The sequence below is a fragment of the Spirillospora sp. CA-128828 genome (genome assembly GCF_050945415.1).
GTDB lineage: Bacteria > Actinomycetota > Actinomycetes > Streptosporangiales > Streptosporangiaceae > Spirillospora.
The window spans coordinates 360,504-384,353 of the sequence record NZ_CP191986.1 but is presented as its reverse complement, the minus strand read 5'-3'; the positions used below and the strand labels follow the sequence as shown (position 1 = coordinate 384,353).

Below are 23,850 nucleotides of genomic sequence, written 5' to 3'. Positions count from 1 at the left end.
CCTTACGGGGCCCGTCCCACCGGGGCGGGCCCCGCAGGGCCCTGAAGACATGTGGCAAGTGGCGATAGCAGAAGGCGGGGCGCCGTGAGCACCAAGGACTACCTGGAGAAGGACTACTACAAGGTCCTCGGTGTCGCGAAGACGGCCTCGCAGGAGGAGATCAAGAAGTCCTACCGGAAGCTGGCCCGCAAGTACCACCCGGATGCCAACAAGGGCGACGCCGAGGCGGAGGACCGCTTCAAGGAGGTCTCGGAAGCCTACGACGTCCTGTCCGACGAGAAGCGCCGCAAGGAGTACGACGCGGTCCGGTCGATGCCGGGCGGGTTCCGCGGCCAGCAGGGTGGTGGTTTCCCGTTCGACCTCGGCGACCTGTTCGGCCAGCAGGGCGGCGGGACGCAGACGGGCGGCGCGGGCGAACGCATCGGCGACCTGTTCGGCGGCCTGTTCGGCCGCGGCGGCGGCGGGGGCACCCGCCCGCCGGGGACGCGGCGCGGACGGCGCGGCGCGGACGTCGAGACCGAGGTGACGCTGTCGTTCGGCCGCGCGATGAACGGCGTGACCGTCCCGATCAAGCTGACCAGCGAGGCGGCCTGCAACAGCTGCCGGGGAACCGGCGCGAAGGCCGGCACCGTGCCGCGGGTGTGCCCGAACTGCGAGGGCACCGGGCACGAGACCCGCAACCTCGGCAACTTCGGCTTCCAGGAGCCGTGCAAGGAGTGCCGCGGCCGGGGCCTCGTCGTCGACGACCCGTGTCCGACCTGCCACGGCAGCGGACGGGCGACCGGCACCCGCACGATCCAGGCCCGCATCCCGGCGGGCGTCGCCGACGGCCAGAAGATCCGGCTGAAGGGCAAGGGCGCGCCCGGCGAGAACGGCGGCCCCGCCGGCGACCTGTACGTGAACATCAAGGTGAACCCGCACAAGGTCTTCGGCCGCAACGGCGACAACCTGACGCTGACCGTCCCGGTGACGTTCCCGGAGGCGGCGCTCGGCGGCGAGATCAGGGTCCCGACGTTCCAGGGCCAGCCCGTCACGCTGAAGCTGCCGGAGGGCACCCCGAACGGCCGCAAGTTCCGCGTGAAGGGCCGCGGCGCCGCGCGGCGCGACGGGACGAAGGGCGACCTGCTCGTCACCGTCGACGTGCACGTCCCGCAGAAGCTCGACGAACAGTCGCGCGAGGCCCTGGTCCGGCTGCGCACCGCCGGCGCCGGCGACGACCTGCGCGCCGACCTCCTCCAGCAGGCCAGACAGGAGTGATGGTCATGGATCCCTTCGGCGATGACACTCCGGTCTACGTGATCTCCGTGGCGGCGCAGCTGTCCGGGCTGCACCCGCAGACGCTGCGCACGTATGACCGGATGGGCCTGGTGTCCCCCGGCCGCACGGCCGGACGGGGCCGCCGCTACTCGATGCGCGACATCGTGATGCTCCGCGAGATCCAGCGGCTCTCGCAGGAGGAGGGCATCAACCTGTCCGGCATCAAGCACATCCTGGAGCTCCAGCGCGACAACGTGCGGCTCCGCGACGAGCTCGGCAAGGCGCACGCGGCGCTTGAGGATCTCGCTAACGAACTCGAATCGACCCGTTCCGTCGCGGCGCGGCTGGCGCAGCAGCGGCGGCACGGGGAACCGGGCGGCACTCCCGGCGCCGACCTCGTGCCCATCAGGCATACGAGCGTCGTGGTCTGGCACGAGCGCAACTCGGACTGATCTTCTCTCACGGGGACGGTATGGACTACAAGCTGACGCAGAAGAGCCAGGAGGCGGTGTCGGTCGCGGTCCGCAGGGCGGCGGCCGAGGGACATCCCGAGGTCGAGCCGCAGCACCTGCTGGTGACCCTGATCGGGCTGCCCGAGGGGACGGCGGTGCCGCTGCTGGAGGCGATCGGCGCCGACTGGCAGGTGGTCAGGCGGCGGGCCGAGGAGCAGCTCGCCGCGATGCCGAAGGCGCAGGGCTCCACAGTGGCGACGCCGCGGATCTCCGGGCAGTTGCAGCGGTCGATCAACACGGCCGCGAACCGGGCGCAGCAGCTGGAGGACGAGTACGTCTCGACCGAGCATCTGCTGGTCGGCCTGGCCGCGGACGGCGGCCCGGCGGCGAGCCTGCTGAAGGAGTTCGGCGCGACGCCGCAGGCGCTGCTGGACGCGTTCGAGAAGGTGCGCGGCCACGCCCGCGTCACCAGCGAGAACCCCGAGGGCACCTACCAGGCGCTGGAGAAGTACGGCGTCGACCTGACGGCACTGGCCCGGTCGAACCGGCTCGACCCCGTCATCGGCCGCGACTCGGAGATCCGGCGCGTCGTGCAGGTGCTGTCGCGCCGCACGAAGAACAACCCGGTCCTCATCGGCGAGCCGGGCGTGGGCAAGACGGCGATCGTGGAGGGGCTGGCCCGGCGGATCGTCGCCGGGGACGTGCCCGAGTCGCTGAAGAACAAGCGCGTGATCTCGCTGGACCTCGGCTCGATGGTGGCGGGCGCCAAGTACCGGGGCGAGTTCGAGGAGCGGCTCAAGTCCGTCCTGAACGAGATCAAGGAGAGCGACGGCCAGATCGTCACGTTCATCGACGAGCTGCACACGGTGGTCGGCGCGGGCGCGGCCGAGGGCGCGATGGACGCGGGCAACATGCTCAAGCCGATGCTGGCGCGCGGCGAGCTGCGCATGATCGGTGCGACCACGCTGGACGAGTACCGGGAGCGGATCGAGAAGGACCCGGCGCTGGAGCGCCGGTTCCAGCAGGTCTTCGTCGGCGAGCCGTCGGTCGAGGACACGATCGGCATCCTGCGCGGCCTGAAGGGCCGGTACGAGGCGCACCACGGGGTGCAGATCACCGACGCGGCGCTGGTCGCGGCCGCGACGCTGTCCGACCGCTACATCACCGGCCGGTTCATGCCGGACAAGGCGATCGACCTGGTGGACGAGGCGGCGGCCCGGCTCAACATGGAGATCGACTCCCAGCCCGTCGAGATCGACGAGCTGCAGCGCCGGGTGGAGCGGCTCAAGCTGGACGCGCGCGGCATCGCCGGCGACCGGACCCAGCAGGAGCGGTACGCCGAGCTGGAGCGGACGATCGCCGACCGCGAGGAGCGGCTCCGCGAGCTGCAGGGCCGGTGGACGCGCGAGAAGGACAGCCTCAAGGCGATCGGGCGCCTGAAGAAGGAGCTCGACGAGGCCCGCGGCCGGGCCGAGCAGGCCGAACGCGACCGGCACATGGACGACGCGGCCGGACTCCGGATCCAGGAGATCCCGCGGCTGGAGCGGGCACTGGAGGACGAGCAGCTCAAACTGCAGTCGCTGGCCATCCAGGAGCTGCGGGGCGTGGTGGAGCACCTGCGCGGCGAGGAGAGCGAGCTCGCCGCCTCCGGAGCCGACCCGGACCGGCTCGCGGCATTGACCGTCGAGATCGAGGCCAAGGCCGCCGAGCTCGCCGCGCTGGAGGAACGGCAGCAGCGGGCCCAGGAGCGCCGTGAGCGCATCCGCGAGCTGACGCAGAAGATCGACTCCGCGAACGCCCGTGCCGAGGAACTGCAGATCGACGCGGCCATGCCCGGGATCACCGGGCCGGAACGCGACCAGAAGTACGAGCAGCTGGCCACGGTGCGGACCCAGATCCTGCAGTGGCAGAAGGAGCTGGCCCCGCTGCGGGACGAGGCCGACGCCGACGCGGGCCACGAGCAGACCATGGTCAAGCCCGAGGTCAGCGCGGACGACATCGCCGAGGTCGTGTCGAGCTGGACCGGCGTCCCGGTGGGACGGCTGCTGGAGAGCGAGACGGGCAAGCTGCTCCGGATGGAGGACGAGCTCGGGCACCGGCTGATCGGCCAGGCCGCGGCCGTCAAGACCGTGTCGGACGCGGTGCGCCGCGCCCGCGCGGGCATCTCGGACCCGGACCGTCCGACCGGCTCGTTCCTGTTCCTCGGCCCGACCGGCGTCGGCAAGACCGAGCTGGCGAAGGCGCTCGCGGAGTTCCTGTTCGACGACGAGCGGGCGATGACCCGCATCGACATGAGCGAGTACTCCGAGAAGCACTCGGTCGCCCGCCTGGTCGGCGCGCCGCCCGGATACGTCGGCTACGAGGAGGGCGGGCAGCTCACCGAGGCCGTCCGGCGCCGCCCGTACTCGGCGGTGCTGCTGGACGAGGTGGAGAAGGCGCACCCGGAGGTCTTCGACATCCTCCTGCAGGTCCTGGACGACGGCCGGCTGACCGACGGCCAGGGGCGCACGGTCGACTTCCGCAACACGATCCTGATCCTCACGTCCAACATCGGGTCGCAGTTCCTCGTCGACCCGAAGCTGGAGAACGGGATGAAGCGGGAGGCGGTCTGGAACGCCGTCCGGAACTCGTTCAAGCCGGAGTTCCTCAACCGGCTCGACGACGTGATCCTGTTCGACGCGCTGTCGACCGACGAGCTGACCCGCATCGTCGACCTGCAGATCGACAGGCTGGCCGAGCGCCTCGCTGGCCGGCAGCTCACGCTCCAGGTCACCCCGGCCGCCCGCGAGTGGCTGGCGCTGACCGGCTACGACCCGCTGTACGGGGCGCGGCCACTGCGCCGCCTGGTGCAGACGGCGATCGGCGACCAGCTGGCCCGCGAGCTGCTGTCCGGCGACGTCCGCGACGGCGACGCGGTGATCGTCGACCTGGACGAGGCCGCCGACCGGCTCACCGTGGAGCCGTCCCGCGGCCTGACCCTGACCAAGTGAGGGACGCGGACCTGGCCCGCCATATCGACGGGCCAGTCCGCGGCGTCCCTTGTGTACCAAGATCTGTGGTTCGGGTCGCTTCGGGGAGTGCTTGCGCTATGGTGCGCGGGTAACCACTTGATCATCTGGAGTAGGCACCCCCATGCCGGAAGTCGAGCAGCTTCGTCCCGAGGATCCGACCGAGGTGGGGACCTACCGGCTGGTCGGAAGGCTCGGCATGGGCGGCCAGGGGGTCGTCTACCTCGGCGCCTCCAAGGACGGCGGGCCGCACGTCGCGGTGAAGCTGCTGCGCGAGGAGTTCGCCGCCGACCCGCGGGTCAGGGACCGGTTCGTCAAGGAGATCGCCGCCGCGCGGCGGGTCGATCCGTTCTGCATCGCCCAGGTCCTGGACGCCTCCGTCGAGGGGTCCCGGCCGTACGTGGTGACCGAGTACGTCGAGGGGCCCTCCCTGCAGCAGGCGGGGCCGCGGGACGGCTGGGCGGCCCTCCAGCGGCTCGCCGTCGCCACCGCCACGGCCCTCGCCGCCATCCATGACGCGGGCATCGTCCACCGCGACTTCAAGCCGTCCAACGTGCTGCTCGGCCCGGACGGGCCGCGGGTCATCGACTTCGGGATCGCCCGGGACACGGCGGGCCCGCTCACCCTCACCAGCAGCATCATCGGCACCCCGGCGTACATGGCCCCCGAGCAGTTCGAGGGGCAGGTCGTCGGCGCGCCGGGCGACGTGTTCGCCTGGGGTTCGGTCATGGCGTTCGCGGCGACGGGACGTCCGCCGTTCGGCGCGGACACCTTCCCCGCGATCATGAACCGGGTCATCCGCGGCGAGCCCGACCTCGGCGACCTGCCCGAGCCGCTGCGTTCGATCGTGGTGTCCTGCCTGGCCAAGGACCCCGCGCAGCGGCCCCTCATGCGGGACGTCATGCTGCGCCTGGTCAGCGGACGCTCGTCGGCGACCGACGCGCAGTCGCCCGTCGCCGTCCCGCCGGTGCCCTCCGGCCCGCTCCCGGCCGCGACCTCGCCCCAGCCTCCCATGGGCCCGCCTCATCCGGCCGCGGCCCCGCTCCAGACGACCGCGGACTCCCCGCAACCACCGACGGGCCCGATTCCGCCGGGTGCGGGACCGGTTCTGCCGACCGAAGGCGCCCAGGGGGCGCGGCGGCCGGATCCCAAGCGGCGCCGGCTCCTGCTGGTGGCCGGGGCCGGTGGGGTCGCGGCGGTGACGGCGGTCATCGTCGCTGCGGCCATCCTCTGGCCGGGCGCCGCGGACGCCGGCGACTCCGCCAAGGGCTCCGGCAACGGATCGAAGGGGTCCGGTCTCGGCTCCCCCCAGGAGTCGATCGACCCGAACACGGCGGGGAAACGTGCGCTCGGCAGCAACGGGCGGTCACCGGCCCCCTCCTCGTCACCGGACCCGGCCAAGTCGGGCCCCGGTTCGCGGCCCTCGTCCAGGACGAGTCCCGGATCACCCGGCGGCGACGCGCCGCGGCAGAGCCCGACCTCGCCCGGCGCAGGCAACGGCGACGGCGGGGACAACGGCGACGGAGGCGGCGCCTCCGACAAACCGCCGCTGGTGATCAACATAGTCGGCACCAAGAAGGGGAGCTGCTACACCAAGGGCGGCTACCTGTGGGAGATCAACTCTGTCGTCACCAAGCATTGGATCTACGTCGACGGCAGCGAGGTCGACGCGGGCAGCGAGCGCTCGGGCGGCACGGGTCCGCAGACCTTCTGGGGAAGCGGATCGCACACGGTGAAGATCTACCTGGAACAGCCCAACATCGTGCGGTCCGCCTCGTGGACCATGTGCTGACGGCGAGCGGGTGAACGGCGCCGCCCGATCGGTGCGGCGGTTTTTCTCCGGCCGTTGATCTGTTTCAGGCACGGCTGCGTATCTCATTCCCGGGCGGGGGTCTGCCGACCTGGCGTCACCGTCAGGTCTCGGGAAGGAGAGTGGCCGCATGCGGCATGTTCAACGTTGGAGACCGAGTCCGAAGGTGTGGGCCGCGGCGGGGGCGGTCACCGCCGGGCTCGCCGTCACCGGGGCGCTGGTGGCTCAGGGGGCGGGGCAGGGGACGGAGCAGGGCCGCTCGGTCACCCTGTCGTCGGGCAACGGAGCCGGCGTGAAGGCGAGCAGCGCCCAGATCGTCTGCCCGGACGTGGCGAGCCGGCTGCCGGCCGTGCCCGCGTCGGCCAAGGCCGAAGTCGACCGCAACCTCGCCCTGCTCCAGACCCAGATCAACGAAGCCAACCGCCGCCTGGCCACCAGCGCAGGACAAGGCGGACCCAACTTCGTCCAGAACGCCATCCTCGGCCCCCTCACCGGCAAACGCACCGCAGCCATCGACCGCATCAGCATCTCCATCGGACGCACCGCCGCCCGACCCACCGGACTCGAATCACTGGCCACCTGCCAACTCGGCAACTCGGCGGGCGGAGGAGGAGGCGCTGCGGGAGGCGGCGGCGCAGCAGGCGGAGGCGGCGCAGCAGGCGGAGGCGGCGCAGCGGGCGGCGCGACGGGAGGTGGCGCGGCGGGAGGGGCTTCCGCGTCGCCCGCCCCGCAGGCGAGCACACCGCAAGGAGGCGGAGCGGCGGGCACAGGTCAGATCGTCTGCCCGGACGTGGCGAGCCGATTGCCGGCCGTGCCCGCGTCGGCCAAGGCCGAAGTCGACCGCAACCTCGCGCTACTCCAGACCCAGATCAACGAAGCCAACCGCCGCCTGGCCACCAGCGCAGGACAAGGCGGACCCAACTTCGTCCAGAACGCCATCCTCGGCCCCCTCACCGGCAAACGCACCGCAGCCATCGACCGCATCAGCATCTCCATCGGACGCACCGCCGCCCGACCCACCGGACTGGAGTCACTGGCCACCTGCCAGCTCAGGAAATGACCCGACCGGGGAGTGACTCCCCCTGAAACGTACGGCGCCGCGGAACGCCCCAACCGTCCGCGGCGCCGTACCTCGTTCAGAGCTCGCGCAGGCTGAGCGCGTCGTCGAGGGGGCCACCCCCCGGGGCGAACACGCCTCAGACTTCGAGGTTCTGCTCGATTTCGCGGAGGCGGTGGCGGGCCAGGGCGAGGTTGGCGCGGCCTCGGTCGAGCGCCGCGTAGATGAACAGGCCCTTGCCCTTGCGCCCGGTCAGCGGGCGGATGATGTGGTACTGCGTGGAGATGGTGATGAGGATGTCCTCGATCTCCTCCTTGATGCCGAGCTGCTCCATCGTGCGGAACTTGGCGCGCACCACCTCGGTGTTGCCGGCGGAGGCGACCTGCAGGTCGAGGGCCTTGGAGCCGCCGATGTGGCCGAGGGCCATGCCGCTGTCGTAGTCGACGACGGCGGCGCCGACGGCCCCGTCGATCGACATCATGTCCTTCAGGGCGAGGTCCAGGTTGGACATGCGTTGTTCCCCTTTCCTAGTCATTACGTATGGCGCGCGCCTGTGAGGTGCGCGGCGATGGCACGGGCTGCGGGGCGCGACTCCAGGTGGAGCCGCCCCACATTGACCGACGGGCCCGCGAGGACGGTCAGGGACGCGGTCGGCCCGGCCGTGTAGATGACGACGTAGCCGTCCACGCCGCGGATCACCACCTCGTGGAAGGCGCCGCCGTGCGCGGTCTGCGCGATCCGGTGCGCGAGGGACAAGCCGGTCGCCGTCACGGCCGCCATCCCGGACGGTTCGACGGACCCGGGCAGGTCCTGCGCGATGAGCAGCCCGTCCGCCGACGCGACCAGGCTGCCGGTGAGCTGCGGGACGCGCGCCCGCAGCCCGCGTAGTTCCGCCGCCACCTGGGTCTCGGGGCGCCGTGCCGCCGTCCCCGTCCCCGCTCGTTTCGCCACCTTCTTCAGCCTTTCGATCACTCGTCTCACCGGTCGGCCGGCCCCTTCGGCCCGTCGGTCCTTCGCACGGTCAGCCGAGCTCCACCAGCGCCGCCCGGAGCCGTCCGAGCAGGTCGTGGTCGGCCGGCGCCCAGTCGGCCGGGATCTCGGTCCGGGGCGGTGGCGGGGGGCCGGGGACGGCGGGCGGCTCCGCCCGGATCAGGGAGGCGGCGGCGAGGCCGCGAACCGCGAGCAGGCAGCCGAACGCCGTGCGGCCGAGTTCGCGGGCCAGCCGGGCCGGTGTGCGCCGGCCGTCGGCGTTGAGCAGGATTTCCGCCTGGACGCCGGTCAGGATGACGCGCTGCCGGCGGACGCGCCGGACCGGCACGACGGGAGCGGCGTCCACGGCGCCGTCCGGCCACGCGGCGTCGAGCAGGGCGCGGCGCCGGCGCCGCTCGTGCACGAGCGTCGCCACGGTGATCCGCCGGGGCCGACCGCTCGGCGGCCCCTCGGTGAACACCGGCTCGACCGTGGAGCCGAGGAGGAAGTAGGCGGCGTCGAACATCGCGAGCAGCGCCGTCAGTTCGGGGTCGGGCCCTTCCGGCAGGCGGCCGCGGCCCGGCGCGTGCCGGCTCTCGGCGTCGACGACGGCGCCGCGGTCGAAGCGGACCGCGCCGTCGGTCCCGACGCGCAGCAGTCCGGTGCGCCTTTCCCGCTCCAGCGAGCCGAGCACGTCCGGAATGCGCTCGATGTTCACTTCGACCATGTCACCCGCCCGTCATTTCGCCGACGAGGGCGCGCATCCGGATCCGGGCGAGGGCGAGATTGCCGCTCTCCCTGTCCAACAGCAAATGGACGAACAGATGGCCGTCGAGATTCGCGTCCGTGAGGGCCAGCAAGTGATATCCGTGGGTGCCGCAAACGATGATCTCCTCGACATCGTCCCCGGCCGCGGTCGCGCTGAGCGCCGGTGTCGTCAGCACCGCGCGCACCACGTCGGTCGCCCCCGCCGCGTCCTCGTGCTGGTCGAGGAGGTCCTCCCGGCCGGCCGCGGCGACGGCCAGCCCGCTGGCGCCGTCGACCAGGGTGACCCGCCGCGCCCCCGGAATCGTCATCATCCGCGCCATGCAGTCGTCAATGCGCAAGCCCATTCCCCCACCGAATGAGAGTTGCAGAAACTCGACCATATCCAGAAGTTCGCCGCTCGCAACATAAAACAGTTGAACCATAACGAAATCGATCGACCGGGATATAAGTACCACTCAGTATGCGAACCGGTCAGGACGGATATGACCTCATCGTCCGTGAAATCGGCCCGCCGCCGCTGGCTGTTCCGGCGTGCCTCCAAACCGCGGCCGGAGACCCCGTCACGGGCGGGATGCCGCTTCCCGCAGGCGGCGGGTGAGGAAGCGGCGGTCGGGCTCGGTCCGGGCCAGGCCGAGCGCCTCCCGGTAGGCCGCCGCGGCCTCCTCGTTCCGGCCGAGACGGCGCAGCAGGTCGGCGCGCGCGGCCGGGAACAGGTGATAGCCGTCCAGACCCTCGATGGCGTCGAGGAGCGCCAGGCCCGCCCGCGGCCCGTCCGCCATCGCCACCGCCACGGCCCGGTTGAGCCGGACGACCGGGCCCGGGTTCATCGCCTCGAGCCGCCCGTACAGCGCGGCGATCTGCGGCCAGTCGGTCTCCGCGGCCGTCCGCGCGTTCGCGTGGCAGGCCGCGATGGCGGCCTGCACCTGGTAGGGGCCGGGTGTGCCGCGGCGGAGCGCGCCGTCCAGCAGCTCGACGCCCTCGGCGATCGCCCCGCGGTCCCAGCGTTCGCGGTCCTGCTCGTCCAGCGGGACCAGGTCGCCCGCCTCGTCCTGCCGGGCGGCCCGCCGGGAGTCCTGGAGCAGGAGCAGTGCGAGCAGGCCGGCGGTCTCAGGGTCTCCGGGCATCAGGCCGTGCAGGACGCGGGCGAGCCGGATCGCTTCGGCGCACAGGTCGACCCGCACGGGATCGGCGCCCTCGGACGCCGCGTATCCCTCGTTGAACAGCAGGTACACGACGCCGAGGACGGACGTCGTCCGCTCCGGCAGCAGGTGCGCGGCCGGCACCCGGTACGGGATCCCCGCCTGCCGGATCTTGCGCTTGGCCCGGACGAGCCGCTGCGCCATCGCCGGTTCGGCCACCAGGAACGCCCGCGCGATCTCGCCGGTCGTCAGGCCGAGCAGGGCGCGCAGCGTGAGCGCCACCCGCGCCTCGATCGGCAGCGCCGGATGGCAGCAGGTGAAGATCAGCCTGAGGCGGTCGTCGGGGACGCCGCCCGGGCCGGGCGGCTCCTGCGGGCCGGTCATCGTCGCGAGTTCCCTGAGCTTCTCGGTTTCGGTCGCGCCCCGCCGGATCCGGTTGAGCGCGTGGTTGCGGGCGGTCGTGGTCAGCCAGGCGCCGGGACGCCGCGGCACCCCGTCGTCCGGCCACCGTTCGAGGGCCCGCGCGAACGCCTCCTGGGCGCACTCCTCGGCGAGGTCCCAGTCGCCGGTCATCCGGATGAGGGTCGCGACGACCCGCCCCCACTCCTCGCGGAAGGCCGCCGCGACCGCCCGCTCGACGCCGTCCGTCAGTCCTCCCCGAGCGGCCAGAGCGGCCGCACCTCGATCGTTCCGGACCGGGCCGCCGGGTGCTTGGACGCGATCTCCAGCGCCTCCTCCAGATCGGCGCAGTCGATCAGGTCGAAGCCGAGGATCTGCTCCTTGGTCTCGGCGAACGGGCCGTCCGACAGCAGCGTCTCGCCGTCCCGGACCCGGACCGTCGTCGCGGCGTCGGTGTGCCGCAGCCGGTCCCCGAACCTGCGGACGCCCCGGCCGTCCATCTCCTTGACCCACGCTTCGGTGTCGGCCATCATCGCCGCCTGCTCGTCCGGGGGCAGCACCCCTCCTTCGACTCCGCAGATCAGCATCATGTACTGCATGGTTCCTCCTCCTATCGGACTTTGACCTTCCCCGGCTCCGGAACTCGTCGCCGGGCCGGCTCGGCGAGCAGCACGCCCGCCACGAGAGCGCCGGCGAGGGCGATGCCCGCCGACGCGTCGAAAGCCGCGCGGAAGCCGGCGGCGGGGCCGGTCCCGTCCGTCCAGGACAGGACGGCGGTGGACGCGACGGCCACGCCGAACGCGCCGCCGAGCTGGAACGCGGCCGTGTTGATCCCGGACGCCAGCCCCGCGTCACCGCCGGTGGCCCCGGCGAGCGCGGCGACCGATCCGGCCACCCCGCACGCGCCGAGCCCGAACCCGAGCAGGACCAGCCCGGGCAGCAGTCCCGTCGCGTAGCCGCCGGAGGCCGTCAGGCGGCCCAGCGCCAGGCAGCCCGCCGCCATGAACGCCAGCCCCGCGACGGCGACCGGCCGGACGGCGAACCGCCGCAGCGCCGCCTGCGCCGCATACGACCCGGCGACCGCCATGATCGGCAGTACCGCGGTCGCGAACCCGAACGCCAGGGGCGAGTACTCCAGCACTCCCTGCGCGTACTGCGTCACGCCGAACGACGTGCCGAACACCGCCATCGCGGCCGCCAGCGTCACCGCGTTCCCGCCGGTCAGCCGCCTGGACCGGAACGTCCGCAGCGGGACGAGCGGAGCCGCCGACCGCGACTCCGTCCACGCGAACAGCACCCCCGCGACGACCGCCACCGCGAACGCCGCCGCCGTCCACGCGCTCGCCCAGCCCACCTCGGGCACCCGGACGACCCCGTACACCGCCGCCGACACCGCCAGCGTCACGGTCAGCGCGCCCACCGGATCGTAGGCACGGGCCCCAGCCCGGCTCTCGCCGAGCAGCACCGGCCCGAACACCAGCAGGACCAGCGCGACCGGCACGTTGAGGAAGAAGATCGCCCGCCAGCCCAGCACGTCCGTCAGCGGCCCGCCGACCAGCAGCGCCGCCGTCGCGCCGAACCCGCCGACGCTCCCCCATACGGCGATCGCCCGGTTCCGCTCCGGCCCGGCGGCGAACGTCGCGGTCACGATCGACAGCGCGCTCGGCGCCATCAGCGCGGCCGAGACGCCCTGCACCACCCGCGCGCCGATCAGCGTCCCGCCCGTCCAGGCGAGGCCGCACAGCAGCGACGACACGAGGAACAGGACCGTGCCGGCGAGGAACGTCCGGCGCCTGCCCGCGAGGTCGGCCACCCGCCCGCCGAGCAGCAGCAGCCCCCCGAACCCGAGCAGGTAGGCGCTCAGGACCCACTGCGCCCCGCCACCTGCGAATCCCAGGTCCCGCTCGACCGACGGCAGCGCGAGCAGCACGATCTGCGAATCCAGGATCACCATGAAGTTGGCCGCACAGAGCAACGTGAGCCCCTGCCACCGACGCACACCCATGACATCCCTCCCGCGTTCGACCTCTCCCCCTGTCGACACGCGGGCCTGCCCGATTTCGACACCCCCCGCGAAAAAGATTCCGCGGGACTCCCGTCAGCCGTTCAGCCAGTCGGCGGGGACGTCGGCGCGGAAGCGGTCGAGGGTCTCCTCGTCCCGGGCGCGGACCGAGAGCCATCCGCCTCCGCCGTCGCAGAGGAGGAGGCCGGAGCCCGCGTAGAAGGCCGGCCCCTGCTCGCCCTCGGGGTAGTCGGGGAAGGGCAGGCGGGTGAAGCGGCGGGCCAGTTCGTCGCCGTCGTCGTAGTCGCCGTGGTCGCAGACGGGCTCCTCCGCCTGCAGCGACTCGGACAGGACGATCTCAATGCAGGAGACCGCGAAGCCGCTCAGCCAGCCCTCCCAGCGCTCGGCCTCCTTGTCGGCGAGGTCGCTGCGCATGCGGACGGGCGGGTCGGGCCGGCCGAGATCGGTGAGCAGGACGCCCCAGGAGGCGGCGCCCTGGTTCTCCTCCCGGAAGACCAGGGCCTCCTTGCGGTCGTCGATATAGAACTCGCCCGGGCTCAGCAGATGCTGCATGTTGCTGTGCAGATCGAAGCGCCTGCCGAACAGCGCGTAGGCCTCGCGGACGGCCGCGGGCAGGCGTATCCCCAGTGCCTCCTCGGCCGCCGTCAGCTCGGCCTCGGGCGTGCCGTCCTCGGACGTCAGCGGAGTGCACCAGGTCGCGGCGAAGCCTCGGATGTACGTCCAGGCGAGCTCCCGGCCGGTGAGGGCGGCCGGGAGGTCTCGGACGAGGTCGAAAGAGGTCACGGACGCGAACCTACTCCGGCCGCCGGACACCGTCAGGCGGTCTTGATGGCCCCTCCGTCGATGACGTGGTCGGCGCCCACGGTGCTGCCCGCCAAGGGCGAGGCCAGGTAGGCGATGAGCGCGCCGACCTCGGCGGGTTCCACAAGGCGTCCGGTGAGCATTCCCATGGCGTCCGGAAGGCCCGCCACGAGCTGGTCGTGTGGAATGCCCATCGATGCCGCGAGCTCGGCGCCGTAGCCGTTGGGGTCCTCCCACATCGCGGTGCGAACGGGACCCGGCGACACGGTGTTGACTCGGACGCCCTGGGGCCCGAACTCCTCGGCGAGGGCCTTGCCGAACGCCGTCAGCGCGGCCTTGGCCGCCGTGTACGGGACGGGCCCGGCATGCGGAACACGCGCCCCGTTGGACGACACGTTGACGATGGTCCCCGACCGCTCGATCAGGCTGGGCAGCGCCGCGCGGACGGCGCGGACGGCGGCGAACAGGTTCAGTTCGAAGACCGCCTGCCAGATGTCGTCCTCGAAGGAGAGGAATCCGCCCACGGCGCCACCGTCGCCACCGCCGACGTTGTTGACCAGGATGTCCAGGCCGCCCAGCTCGCGCAACGCGGTCTCGATCAGGTGCCGCGGTCCTTCCGCGTCCGACAGGTCGACCGGGACGGGGATCGCGCCGGTCGCCTTCAGCGCGGGCGTCACCGTGCGGGACGCGGCCACGACCCGCACGCCTTCGGCGGTGAGGGCCTCGACCGCGGCAAGGCCGATTCCCTTGCCGGCACCGGTCACCACGGCGGTCTTGTCATTCAGGCGCAGGTCCATCGAACTCCCCTTCCTGCAGCATGTCTGATGCCATCACGCTAGTAGCTGCAACAAGGATGATGCAAGTTGTCACCTAGCAGCGACTTGGCTGTAACTGGACGATGAGTTCCGTTCCGCTGTGAGCGTGCAGGCGTTCCGTACAGAACGTACAGAAGGCAAAGTTCTCCCCATGAAGCTCTTGATGCTCGGCGGAACGGAATTCGTGGGACGCGCCGTCACCGAGGACGCGCTCGCACGCGGCTGGGACGTGACCGTCTTCCACCGGGGACGGCATGAGCCACCACAGGGCGTGGGGTCGCTGCACGGCGACCGCACCGCCGAGGACGGTCTCAAGGCTCTCGCGGACGGGGAATGGGACGCCGTCGTCGACACCTGGTCGGGCGCACCGTCCGCCGTGCGCGACACCGCTCGCCTGTTGGAGGGGCGCGTCGAACGGTACGTCTACATTTCCAGCCGTTCGGTCTACCGGTTCCCCACCCCGCTCGGGCTGGGCGAAAAGGCCGATGTCGTGGACGGCTCCTCCGACGCCGGCGACGTCGACTACGCGGAGGCCAAGCGCGGCGGCGAACTGGCGGCGCAAGAGGTGTTCGACGAGAAATCGCTGCTGGTGCGGGCCGGGCTCATCCTCGGCCCGTACGAGAACATCGGACGGCTGCCCTGGTGGCTGACCCGGATCGCACGAGGCGGAAGGGTTCTGGCACCCGGACCACGCGATGCCGGTGTGCAGTACATCGACGTCAGGGACCTCGCCACATGGACCCTGGACGCGACCGAGCAAGGTCTCGACGGCCCGTACAACGTGGTCAGCCCACCTGGCCACACAACGATGGGTGAACTGCTCGACACCTGCATACAGGTGACCGGGTCGGAGGCGGATCTGGCATGGACGGCCCCAGAGGCCATCCTCGAAGCGGACATCCAGCCGTGGACGGACCTGCCCGTCTGGCTCCCGCCTGGGGACACCTACGACACCATGCATCAGGCCAACGTGACCAAGGCTCTCTCCACAGGACTGCATTGCAGGCCCGTCCGGGAGACAGTGGCGGACACGTGGGACTGGCTTCAGTCGATAGGCGGACGAGCGCCCCAACGTCCCGACCGTCCGGTGGTGGGATTGGACCCGGAAACCGAGGAGAGGATGCTGCGCCGCTAAGGCGAGTGGACGTGACAGGCCTCGGTCCGCTAGAGAGACGTGGTATGACCGCATTGGTACTCGGGCCCCACCTCCGGCACGTGAGTCATAACACCGCGACGATCTGGGTGGAGACCGATCGGCCGTGCGACGTCCGGGTCGTCAACCAGGAGCACGGCCTGGACGCGGCCGGGCGCACGTTCACGGCGCATGGCCACCACTACGCGATCGTCGAGGTCGAAGGGCTCGCGCCTGGGGCGCGCATCCCCTACGAGGTCCTCGCCGACGGCGAGAGCGTCTGGCCGGAGGGCGACACCGGGTTCCCGCCGTCCCAGATCAGGACGCTCGACCCCGACGGCGGGCTACGGATCTCGTTCGGGTCGTGCCGCCGCTCACCGGGCACCGTGCAGCAGTTCGGGTACGACGCGCTCGCCTCCTTCGCCGACCGGCTGCGGACGGGCGGAGAAGCGGTCACCTGGCCCGACATGCTTCTGATGGTCGGCGACCAGGTGTACGCCGACGAGCTGAGCACGGAGATGAGCGCGTACATCGAGGGCCGCCGCGAACCCGGTGAACTACCGGACGGCGAGGTCGCCGACTTCGAGGACTACACGCACCTGTACAAGCTGGCCTGGCACGACGACCCGGCGGTCCGGTGGCTGCTGTCCACCGTCCCCACGTTCACGATCTTCGACGACCACGACATCAGGGACGACTGGAACACCTCGTACACCTGGCGCCAGGAGATGTGGTCCCAGCCCTGGTGGAAGCCCCGCATCACCGGCGGGATCGGGTCGTACTGGATCTACCAGCACCTGGGGAACATGTCGCCGCAGGACCGTGCGGCCGACCCCGTCCTCAAGGCGGTACGAACGGCGTCGGACACCACGGGCGACGCGGGCGCCGTCCTGGACGAGTTCGCCGAGAAGGCCGACAAGCAGCCCGACAGCACCCGCTGGAGCTACGCCCACGACTGGGGCGGCACCCGCCTGATCGTCGTCGACAGCCGGTGCTCCAGGCTGCTGACCAAAGACCGCCGCGGAATGCTCGACGACGACGAGTTCGAGTGGCTGGACGCCCAATGCCAGGGCGGCATGGACCATCTGCTCATCGCGAGCTCTCTGCCCTACCTGCTCCCCATGGCGATCCACCACGCGGAGTCGTGGAACGAGGCCGTCGCAGGGGGCGCCTGGGGAAAGCGCGGCGCCGGGCTCGGCGAGAAGGTCCGCCAGGCGGCCGACCTGGAGCACTGGGCCGCCTTCGAGCGGTCGTTCCGGGATGTGGCGTCCGACATCGTCGCCGTCGGACGCGGGGAACGCGGAGCGGCGCCGGCGAGCATCTCGTTCCTGTCCGGCGACATCCACTACTCGTACCTGGCGCGGGTCACCGAACCCGCCACGCAATCGAAGGTCTCCCAGATCGTCTGCTCGCCGTTGCGGAACCCTCTGATGGGGAAGTTCCGGTGGGCGAACCGCCTCGCGTACTCGCGGGCGGCGGGCGGGCCGTTCCGGGCGCTGGCGAAGCTGGCGAAGGTGCCCGTCCCGCCGATCCGGTGGCGGATGACGAACGGCCCGTGGTTCGACAACGCCATCGCCACCGTCGAACTCTCCGGACGCGACTGCACGGTGCGCTGGGAGACGCCGAAGGACGGCGGGAAGCTGACCGAGATGGGCCACGCCGACATCACGTGATTCAAGGGGTGCGTTCGTTCCACCCCCTCGACGGAACGAACGCACCCCGCGCGAACGGCCCGCCCTGGTACCGCCCACGCCCCTCCAACGGCGCTGCGCCCCGCCTATGACGCGATTCGCTCAGGCCATCTGCGACCAAATTGCGCGACAACAGGTGGTCAATCAGTCACAATGAGCAAGCATGGAGCGAGGAGACGACGTGACCGGGCCCGGCCTGGCCGAGTCCAGCGACGCCGCGCTCATCTCCCGGATCCGTGCCGGAGACGTCGCCGCCTACGAGACCCTCTACGAGCGGCATCTGGCGGCCGCGCGCCGCCTCGCCTGCCACCTTGCCGGGCGTGACGCCGCCGAGGACGCCGTCCAGGACGCCTTCGCCAAGGTCCTCGCCGTGCTGAAAAGCGGCGGCGGGCCCGATTCCGGGTTCCGCCCCTACCTGCTCACGGCCGTGCGCCGCACGGTCTACGACCGGCGGCGCGCGGACCGGCGCGTCCACCACACCGACGAGATCGAGGCGTTCGACCCCGGGACGCCCTTCGAGGATCCCGCGATCGAGGCACTCGAACGCTCGATGATCGCGCGCGCGTTCGGGTCGCTGCCCGGACGGTGGCGGACGGTGCTCTGGCACACCGAGGTCGAGGGCGCCCGACCGGCGGACGTCGCCTCGCTCCTCGGCCTCACCCCGAACGCCGCCGCCGCGCTCGCCTACCGGGCCCGGGAAGGGCTGCGCCAGGCGTACCTGCAGATGCATCTCGACGGTGTCGATGCGGGTGACGAATGCCGTCCCGTCCTGGAGAAGCTCGGCTCGTACGTGCGGGGCGCCCTCGCCAAGCGCGACTCCCGCCAGGTGAAGCGGCATCTGGACGGCTGTGCGCGCTGCAAGGGCCTCCACGCCGAACTGGCCGAGGTGAACACGACGCTGCGGGACGTTCTCGGCCCGCTCGTCCTGGGGGCGGCGTCCACCGGCTACTTGGCGTCCAAGGGCGGCGGGGTGTTCCTGTGGTTCCGTCACCTGCCCAAGCGGCAGGCGCTCGGGAGCGGCGTGGTGGCCGTCGCGGGGGCGGTGGCGCTGATTCTGATGCTCGTGTCCCACGAGGATCCCGTCCATGCGCCGCGCACACCGCCGGCCGTCGCGGAGCCGATCGCCCCGCCCGCGGCGAATCCGCCGCCACGTCCACCGAGGGCGAAGTCCGCCCTCGCATCTGAGCCGTCTCGTCCGGTGGCGAAGCCATGTCCGAAGAACGACACGCCGCGGCCCGCGCCGCCCAGGCAAAAACCCCGCAAGCCGCCCCCTGCCCCACCCGAGATCCCCATCGAACACCCTGGAGGACCGCTGGTCGACATCCAACTGCACGTGACGCCGCCCGGCCTGAGGCTGTACGTCCAGCTCAGGGTCGACACGCCGCGCGGCGGACCACGCGACATACGACACCGGGCCACGCCCGGTCACGGCCGCCATGGGCTGTTGAAGCGAGGGTCGCGGGCACACCGGGACTGAACCCGCGACCTGATTCTTCCCGTAAAGATCATGCGGAAGCACAGGGCGGGACCGAAACGGCTGGTAGCGTCCGCCGCGGCTCCCATTTCGTTGTTACCCGGGAGTCGCCAACCGGCGGGTTGCCATGAAAGAGTGGCGAATCGCCGTATTGGCCTACCGGGCAGACGGGCTTCACTACGCTATAAGCGGTCCGGGGTCGCTACACCGAAGTGGGCACGCTGTGAGCTCCCGTGTTGAGGAAGGACGGTGTCGCATGGATCGCTGCGCGCTGTTCGTAGACGCCGGCTACCTGCTGGCGGACGGCGCCATGGCGGTGCACGGCACCCGCCATCGCGACACCGTCTCGTGGGACTTCGGCGGTCTCCTGCAGCTCCTCGGCAACCTCGCCAGAGAACGCACCGGGATGCCCCTGCTGCGCTGCTACTGGTACGAGGCCACGGTGGAGGGGCGCCGCTCACCCGAACACGACGCGCTCGCCGACCTGCCCGGCCTCAAGCTGCGGCTCGGCCGGATCCGTCCCGGCCGCCGCGAGGGCGTCGACACCGAGATCCACCGCGACCTGATGACGCTGGCCCGCAACGCCGCGCTCACCGACGCCGTCCTGGTGAGCGGCGACGAGGACCTCGCCCAGGTCGTCGCGGACGCCCAGGACTTCGGCGTCCGCATCACGGTCGTGCACGTCGCCGTCGACGGCAACTGGACGATCTCGCGGGTGCTGCGGCAGGAGTGCGACGACCTCATCGAGATCGGCTCCGGCCACCTGCGCCCGTACGTCAACCTGCTCACCGGCATGGACGGGGTCTCCTCCCTCGGCACGAGCCCGCTGTCCAACGGGCACGGCAGCACCAACGGGCACGCCGGCTCGCTCGGCCCGCTCCAGACGACCTCGCAGAACGGGCCGCCGCCCGCGTCCCCGCTGACCGGGCCGCCGGCCACGTCCAGCCCGCCCGTCCGCGACCTCGGCCCGGCCATGACCGGCGGGCTGGGCGGCACTCCCGGGCCCCCCGGCCTCGGCACCGGCCCGATGCCGCTGCCCGGCGGCAACGGCGGCGCCCTCGCCGGATCGGCCTACGGCACCGGCGGGCAGCAGCTGCCGCTACAGCCCGCCCCGGCGGCCGGGCCGTCCTCGACGCAGGCCCCGTCTCCGGCACCGTCCGCGCCCGCGCCGCCGCCGCCGCCGAGCCCGGGGTACACCACGTCGCCCGTCCCGTCGCCGTCCCCGCCGCCGCCACCCCAGACGCTGCAGTCGCAGACGATGCAGTCGGGCGCCCAGCCGCACGGCCCCTACACCGGCCCGCAGCAGATGCCCGTCCCGGTGCAGCAGACCCCGACCCTGTCGGACGCCGTCAAGGCCGCCCACCAGGAGGGCCAGGACTTCGGCGAGTCCGTCGCCCGGGACGCGCCCGCGCTGTGGCTGGAGGCCGTTCTCGCCCGCAAGCCGCGCATGCCGTCGGACCTGGAGGCCCGGTTGCTGCAGGGCTCCTCGCTGCCGATCGACTTCCTCCTGCACGACGAGGTGCGGCACGCGCTGCGCCGCGGCTTCTGGGACGCGCTAGAACGTTCCCGCAGGTGACCTGACACCTACGCACCGGTATTCCACGATCATCGTCGATTCGCCCGCTTCGGCCGCGCGGCGGCGGGTAGCGTTGAACCGTGACGCATGTGACGGAAGACGATCTCGACGACCTGGAGTTCGACACCCTGCGCACCGGCGATCACATCTCGGCGGCGCGCCGGCTGTCCGAGCTGGCCGAGTCGGTGTCCGGCGGGGTGTCACGCGCCAACGTCCTGCTGCGCGCGGGCGAACAGTGGCAGCACGCCGGCGACCACGCCAAGGCCGCCGAGTTGTACCGCAGTGCAATGGAGGACGGCGGCGAGACCTACGGCGACCCGCGCGCCTACCTCGCCGACGCGCTGTTCGAGCTGGGCGAGGCCGACGAGGCCCGCAAGCTCGTCGAGCAGATCCGCGCCGACAAGCCGCGCGACCCCGAGGTGTACCGGGCCGTGGCCGAGGTCCTCTACGCCCAGGGTGACGCGACCGGTGCCCACGAGTGGGCCACCAGCGGCGCCGACGTCGTGCTCGCCCTCCGCGACCGCGCGGTCGGCACCGGCATGGGCGGCGGCCCCGACGAGGCCCCGTCCCCCGACGCCGACTCCCTCACCCCAGGCGCCGACGACGTCGCCCTGGCCGAAGACAGCCTTGAGGCCCTCCTCCGCCTCCGCTACCGCGCCCGCATAGACCTGGGCCGCAGCGAAGACGACTACGACGCCCTCCTGGACGACCTCCTGAAAAACGCGTGATCTCCCAGGGGGCGCCCCCCTGGAACCCCCGTCACGAGCCGGTCGATCCTCACGCCACGGCTCGGATCGCTGTGACCGTGCGGGTCAGTGGCGTGTCGCTGCGGTCGCCCGGCTCGACGGGCACGCGCCCTCCGCTCGCTGCACTCGCTCCACGCGCCTGCCCGTGCCCCGGCTGAGCTGTGTGCCCCGGGGGAACCCCTGGCCCCCGGTCACGAGCCGGTCGATCCTCACGCACGGCTCGGGTCGCTGTGACCGTGCGGGGGTTGTGGCGTGGCCCTGCGGTCGCCCGGCTTGGTGGGCACTCGCGCTCCGCTCGCTGCGCTCGCTCCATGCGTCTGTGCGTGCCTCGGCTGAGGTTCAGGTTCCTGAGGGTCTACTACAAGACGGCGATCAGTTCGCTTAGGGATTGGGCTACGGCTGTGGGTGGGTCGTGTTCGGCGGTGGGCCAGGCTCGTAGGCGGGCTTCTCTGAGCGCCTGGGCGTGCTCGGGGGAGGCGAGGCGGTCCGCATGGGTCCAGAGGTAGCCGCAGGGCGCCTCAGGCCAATCTGGGGGCATGGGGACGTCGTTCTGCGGCTCGTCGTGGTCGTGCCGGAGCGGGCGCGGCAGGTCGGCGTCGACGAACACGTAGCCGCCGACGGGACGGTGGGCGGCGCGCTGGGCGAGGGCGACGCCCGGCACCAGGGGGCCGGCCGCACCATGGGCCACGAGGACGAGCGGGGCCGCCGGGTCCGTCGCGGTGATGGTCAGCGAGACGCGGGCGATGTAGCGGGTGCCGGTGTCGTCCGGGACGTCCGGCGCCACCACGTCCAGACCGTAGGAGCGGAGCATCTCGGGCATGTCGCCCCAGGAGGCCGCGGTGGCGTTCGGGGCGTGCAGCAGGACGACGGTTCCGGGTGTCACCCCGCGAAAGTACACGGCGGTGCCGGGTGAATAGGGTCTGAGCGTGAGCGATCGCGAAGAGCTGCTGCAGAAGATCAAGGACAAGGCCGTGGTGCACGGGGACTTCGTGCTGTCCTCGGGCAAGCGGGCGTCCTGGTACGTGGACCTGCGCCGGGTCACGCTGGACGGGGCGGTGGCGCCGCTGGTGGGGCGGGTCATGCTGGACGAGACCGCCGACCTCGGCTACGAGGCCGTCGGCGGGCTCACCCTCGGAGCCGACCCGGTGGCGACCGCGATGCTGCACGCGGCGGCGGCGCGCGGCCAGGCGCTGGACGCGTTCGTCGTCCGGAAGGCGGGCAAGGCCCACGGGCTGCAGCGCCGCATCGAGGGGCCGGACGTGGCGGGCCGCCGCGTCCTCGCCGTGGAGGACACGTCGACGACGGGCGGGTCCGTCCTGACGGCCGTGGAGGCGCTGAGGGAGGCGGGGGCGGAGGTCGTGGCGGTCGCGACGATCCTGGAGCGGGGGGCGGCCGAGCGGATCGCCGCGGAGGGGCTCACCTACCGGCACCCGTACGACGTCGCCGACCTGGGCCTGGGGTGAATCGCTAGCCGCGGGCCCGCACGAACCACTGGGCGCGCTGCCCGTTGGGCTCGCGCGGCTGCACCTTGCCGTAGATGACGACCTGCAGCGAGCCGCCGTTGGTGGCGACGACCTGGAGGGGTGCGTCCTCGTACTGGAGCGTGTCCCCGGTGTTGAGCGTGCCGTTGGTGAGCACCTTGCCGCCGGCGTCGGCGACACGGACGACCACGGTGGTGGGCTGGCCGGTCACGCGGATGACCAGGGGAAGAGCGGCCCTCGGCGAGGTCGTGGTGCCGTTGCTGCTCGGGGTCGTTTTGCCGACGGACGGCGAGGCCGCCGTCGACGGGCCCGTCTTGTCGGGTTCGCTGATGATCGCGTTGACCAGGGCCATGCCGCCGACGATGAGCAGGGCCAAGGCGGCCACCACGGCCAATGCCGCGATCAGTATGCGCGCAAGACCCCTAGGGTCCGACCGATGACGTCCCACATGGGGAGGTTAGCGATAACTGTCACCGCTGAGCGACGGACGTGACTCTTCGGGGCCATTCTTATTCGGACCGCGGTCCGATTTACGCCCCTTCAGGACCTCCCGAATGATCGGGATGACCGACAGGACCAGGATGACCGCGACGCCCGGCAGGATGTACTTCTCCACGTCCGGGACCTCGGACCCGAGGAAATGACCGAGCAGGAACAGCGCGTCCGTCCAGACGATGCCGCCGATGGCGTTCCAGACGAAGAACTTCTTGCCTTCCATGCCGAGCATCCCGGCGAGCGGGTTGAGGAACGTCCGCACGATCGGGATGAACCGGGCGAGGACGACCGCCCGCGCCGGGCCGAACCGGTTGAAGTAGTGCTCGGCCTTCTCCACCCACTCCTGCTTGAAGATGCGCGAGTCGGGCCGGTCGAAGAGCCTTCGCCCGTACCGGGCGCCCAGGAAGTGCCCGAGCTGGGCGCCGGCGATCGCCGCGACCGGGCCGCCGATCAGCAGCCAGGGCAGCGACAGCGGCTGGAACTCCTGCCCGTTGACGGTCGAGACCGCCGTGAGGATCCCCGCCGTGAAGAGCAGCGAGTCGCCCGGCAGGATGCAGCCGAACAGCAGTCCGGTCTCCGCGAAGATGATGGCGAGCACGCCGATCGTCGCGAACGTGCCGAAAAGCTGCAGCCACGCGGTCGGGTGCAGCCACTCGGTGATGTCAAGGGGAAGGGTCGTGAGATCCACACGGCGAGCGTACCTTTCCCCACGCTCCGATTAGGCGGGATACTGAGCGCGGACGGCAAGCTCGACCCG

General features: G+C 71.8%; 23 protein-coding genes. 11 read left to right on the top strand and 12 right to left on the bottom strand.

Features of this window, described 5'->3' with window-relative positions; translation table 11 throughout:
- Positions 1-84: 84 nt before the first annotated feature.
- From dnaJ to ACQPXG_RS02105, 5 genes are all read left to right on the top strand, one after another.
- The gene (dnaJ, locus tag ACQPXG_RS02125) at positions 85-1,257 is read left to right on the top strand and encodes a molecular chaperone DnaJ (protein ID WP_433465891.1); all 1,173 of its coding nucleotides are present in this window, start codon (positions 85-87) and stop codon (positions 1,255-1,257) included.
- Positions 1,257-1,709, top strand: coding sequence for a heat shock protein transcriptional repressor HspR (locus ACQPXG_RS02120; RefSeq protein WP_433465890.1), 453 nt, complete (start codon positions 1,257-1,259; stop codon positions 1,707-1,709). The genes dnaJ and ACQPXG_RS02120 overlap by 1 nt, the downstream gene beginning before the upstream one ends.
- Before the next feature lie 20 nt (positions 1,710-1,729).
- Positions 1,730-4,699, top strand: a complete 2,970-nt coding sequence (locus ACQPXG_RS02115) for an AAA family ATPase (RefSeq protein ID WP_433465889.1) — start codon at positions 1,730-1,732, stop codon at positions 4,697-4,699.
- Positions 4,700-4,841: 142 nt separating this feature from the next.
- Positions 4,842-6,509, top strand: a complete 1,668-nt coding sequence (locus tag ACQPXG_RS02110; protein ID WP_433465888.1) for a serine/threonine protein kinase — start codon at positions 4,842-4,844, stop codon at positions 6,507-6,509.
- 184 nt (positions 6,510-6,693) lie between these two features.
- A complete protein-coding gene (locus ACQPXG_RS02105) occupies positions 6,694-7,587 on the top strand; it encodes a hypothetical protein (RefSeq protein WP_433465887.1) in 894 nt (297 codons plus the stop codon).
- Positions 7,588-7,723: 136 nt separating this feature from the next.
- Here the strand turns inward: ACQPXG_RS02105 and ACQPXG_RS02100 are convergent, their stop codons facing one another.
- The 9 genes from ACQPXG_RS02100 to ACQPXG_RS02060 form a co-directional block, all read right to left on the bottom strand.
- A complete protein-coding gene (locus tag ACQPXG_RS02100) occupies positions 7,724-8,095 on the bottom strand; it encodes a hypothetical protein (RefSeq protein WP_433465886.1) in 372 nt (123 codons plus the stop codon).
- A gap of 23 nt (positions 8,096-8,118) precedes the next feature.
- Positions 8,119-8,556 carry a roadblock/LC7 domain-containing protein gene (locus ACQPXG_RS02095; RefSeq protein WP_433465885.1) on the bottom strand — a complete coding sequence of 146 codons (438 nt, stop codon included), beginning with the start codon at positions 8,554-8,556 and terminating at the stop codon, positions 8,119-8,121.
- A 49-nt stretch (positions 8,557-8,605) separates the two neighbouring features.
- Positions 8,606-9,280, bottom strand: coding sequence for a hypothetical protein (locus tag ACQPXG_RS02090; RefSeq protein ID WP_433465884.1), 675 nt, complete (start codon positions 9,278-9,280; stop codon positions 8,606-8,608).
- A 1-nt stretch (position 9,281) separates the two neighbouring features.
- Entirely contained in the window at positions 9,282-9,701 is a 420-nt protein-coding gene (locus ACQPXG_RS02085) for a hypothetical protein (protein WP_433465883.1), read from the bottom strand.
- A 180-nt stretch (positions 9,702-9,881) separates the two neighbouring features.
- Positions 9,882-11,111 (bottom strand): RNA polymerase sigma factor, encoded by a 1,230-nt coding sequence (locus ACQPXG_RS02080; protein ID WP_433469885.1) that lies wholly within the window; start codon positions 11,109-11,111, stop codon positions 9,882-9,884.
- Positions 11,108-11,458 (bottom strand): YciI family protein, encoded by a 351-nt coding sequence (locus tag ACQPXG_RS02075; protein WP_433465882.1) that lies wholly within the window; start codon positions 11,456-11,458, stop codon positions 11,108-11,110. Before ACQPXG_RS02075 ends, ACQPXG_RS02080 begins: the two co-directional genes overlap by 4 nt.
- Before the next feature lie 11 nt (positions 11,459-11,469).
- Entirely contained in the window at positions 11,470-12,864 is a 1,395-nt protein-coding gene (locus ACQPXG_RS02070) for an MFS transporter (RefSeq protein ID WP_433465881.1), read from the bottom strand.
- Positions 12,865-12,957: 93 nt separating this feature from the next.
- Positions 12,958-13,665 (bottom strand): hypothetical protein, encoded by a 708-nt coding sequence (locus tag ACQPXG_RS02065; protein ID WP_433465880.1) that lies wholly within the window; start codon positions 13,663-13,665, stop codon positions 12,958-12,960.
- Between the two features lie 32 nt (positions 13,666-13,697).
- The gene (locus ACQPXG_RS02060) at positions 13,698-14,480 is read right to left on the bottom strand and encodes an SDR family NAD(P)-dependent oxidoreductase (RefSeq protein WP_433465879.1); all 783 of its coding nucleotides are present in this window, start codon (positions 14,478-14,480) and stop codon (positions 13,698-13,700) included.
- 169 nt (positions 14,481-14,649) lie between these two features.
- On the opposite strand from ACQPXG_RS02060, the gene ACQPXG_RS02055 reads away from it, so the two are divergent.
- From ACQPXG_RS02055 to ACQPXG_RS02035, 5 genes are all read left to right on the top strand, one after another.
- Positions 14,650-15,633, top strand: a complete 984-nt coding sequence (locus ACQPXG_RS02055; RefSeq protein ID WP_433465878.1) for an NAD-dependent epimerase/dehydratase family protein — start codon at positions 14,650-14,652, stop codon at positions 15,631-15,633.
- An 80-nt stretch (positions 15,634-15,713) separates the two neighbouring features.
- Complete coding sequence (locus ACQPXG_RS02050) at positions 15,714-17,303, top strand: alkaline phosphatase D family protein (RefSeq protein WP_433465877.1); 1,590 nt, start codon at positions 15,714-15,716, stop codon at positions 17,301-17,303.
- A 181-nt stretch (positions 17,304-17,484) separates the two neighbouring features.
- A complete protein-coding gene (locus ACQPXG_RS02045) occupies positions 17,485-18,798 on the top strand; it encodes a sigma-70 family RNA polymerase sigma factor (RefSeq protein WP_433465876.1) in 1,314 nt (437 codons plus the stop codon).
- A 253-nt stretch (positions 18,799-19,051) separates the two neighbouring features.
- Positions 19,052-20,371: an NYN domain-containing protein gene (locus tag ACQPXG_RS02040; RefSeq protein ID WP_433465875.1), complete on the top strand. Its 1,320-nt coding sequence runs from the start codon at positions 19,052-19,054 to the stop codon at positions 20,369-20,371.
- An 80-nt stretch (positions 20,372-20,451) separates the two neighbouring features.
- The gene (locus tag ACQPXG_RS02035; protein WP_433465874.1) at positions 20,452-21,099 is read left to right on the top strand and encodes a tetratricopeptide repeat protein; all 648 of its coding nucleotides are present in this window, start codon (positions 20,452-20,454) and stop codon (positions 21,097-21,099) included.
- 376 nt (positions 21,100-21,475) lie between these two features.
- On the opposite strand, the gene ACQPXG_RS02030 is transcribed toward ACQPXG_RS02035, so the two are convergent.
- Positions 21,476-22,000 carry an esterase/lipase family protein gene (locus ACQPXG_RS02030; RefSeq protein WP_433465873.1) on the bottom strand — a complete coding sequence of 175 codons (525 nt, stop codon included), beginning with the start codon at positions 21,998-22,000 and terminating at the stop codon, positions 21,476-21,478.
- Between the two features lie 43 nt (positions 22,001-22,043).
- On the opposite strand from ACQPXG_RS02030, the gene pyrE reads away from it, so the two are divergent.
- Complete coding sequence (gene pyrE / locus ACQPXG_RS02025) at positions 22,044-22,580, top strand: orotate phosphoribosyltransferase (protein ID WP_433465872.1); 537 nt, start codon at positions 22,044-22,046, stop codon at positions 22,578-22,580.
- A 4-nt stretch (positions 22,581-22,584) separates the two neighbouring features.
- Here the strand turns inward: pyrE and ACQPXG_RS02020 are convergent, their stop codons facing one another.
- A complete protein-coding gene (locus ACQPXG_RS02020) occupies positions 22,585-22,983 on the bottom strand; it encodes a RodZ domain-containing protein (RefSeq protein WP_433465871.1) in 399 nt (132 codons plus the stop codon).
- Between the two features lie 72 nt (positions 22,984-23,055).
- Positions 23,056-23,781 (bottom strand): DedA family protein, encoded by a 726-nt coding sequence (locus ACQPXG_RS02015; protein ID WP_433465870.1) that lies wholly within the window; start codon positions 23,779-23,781, stop codon positions 23,056-23,058.
- Positions 23,782-23,850: the final 69 nt, after the last annotated feature.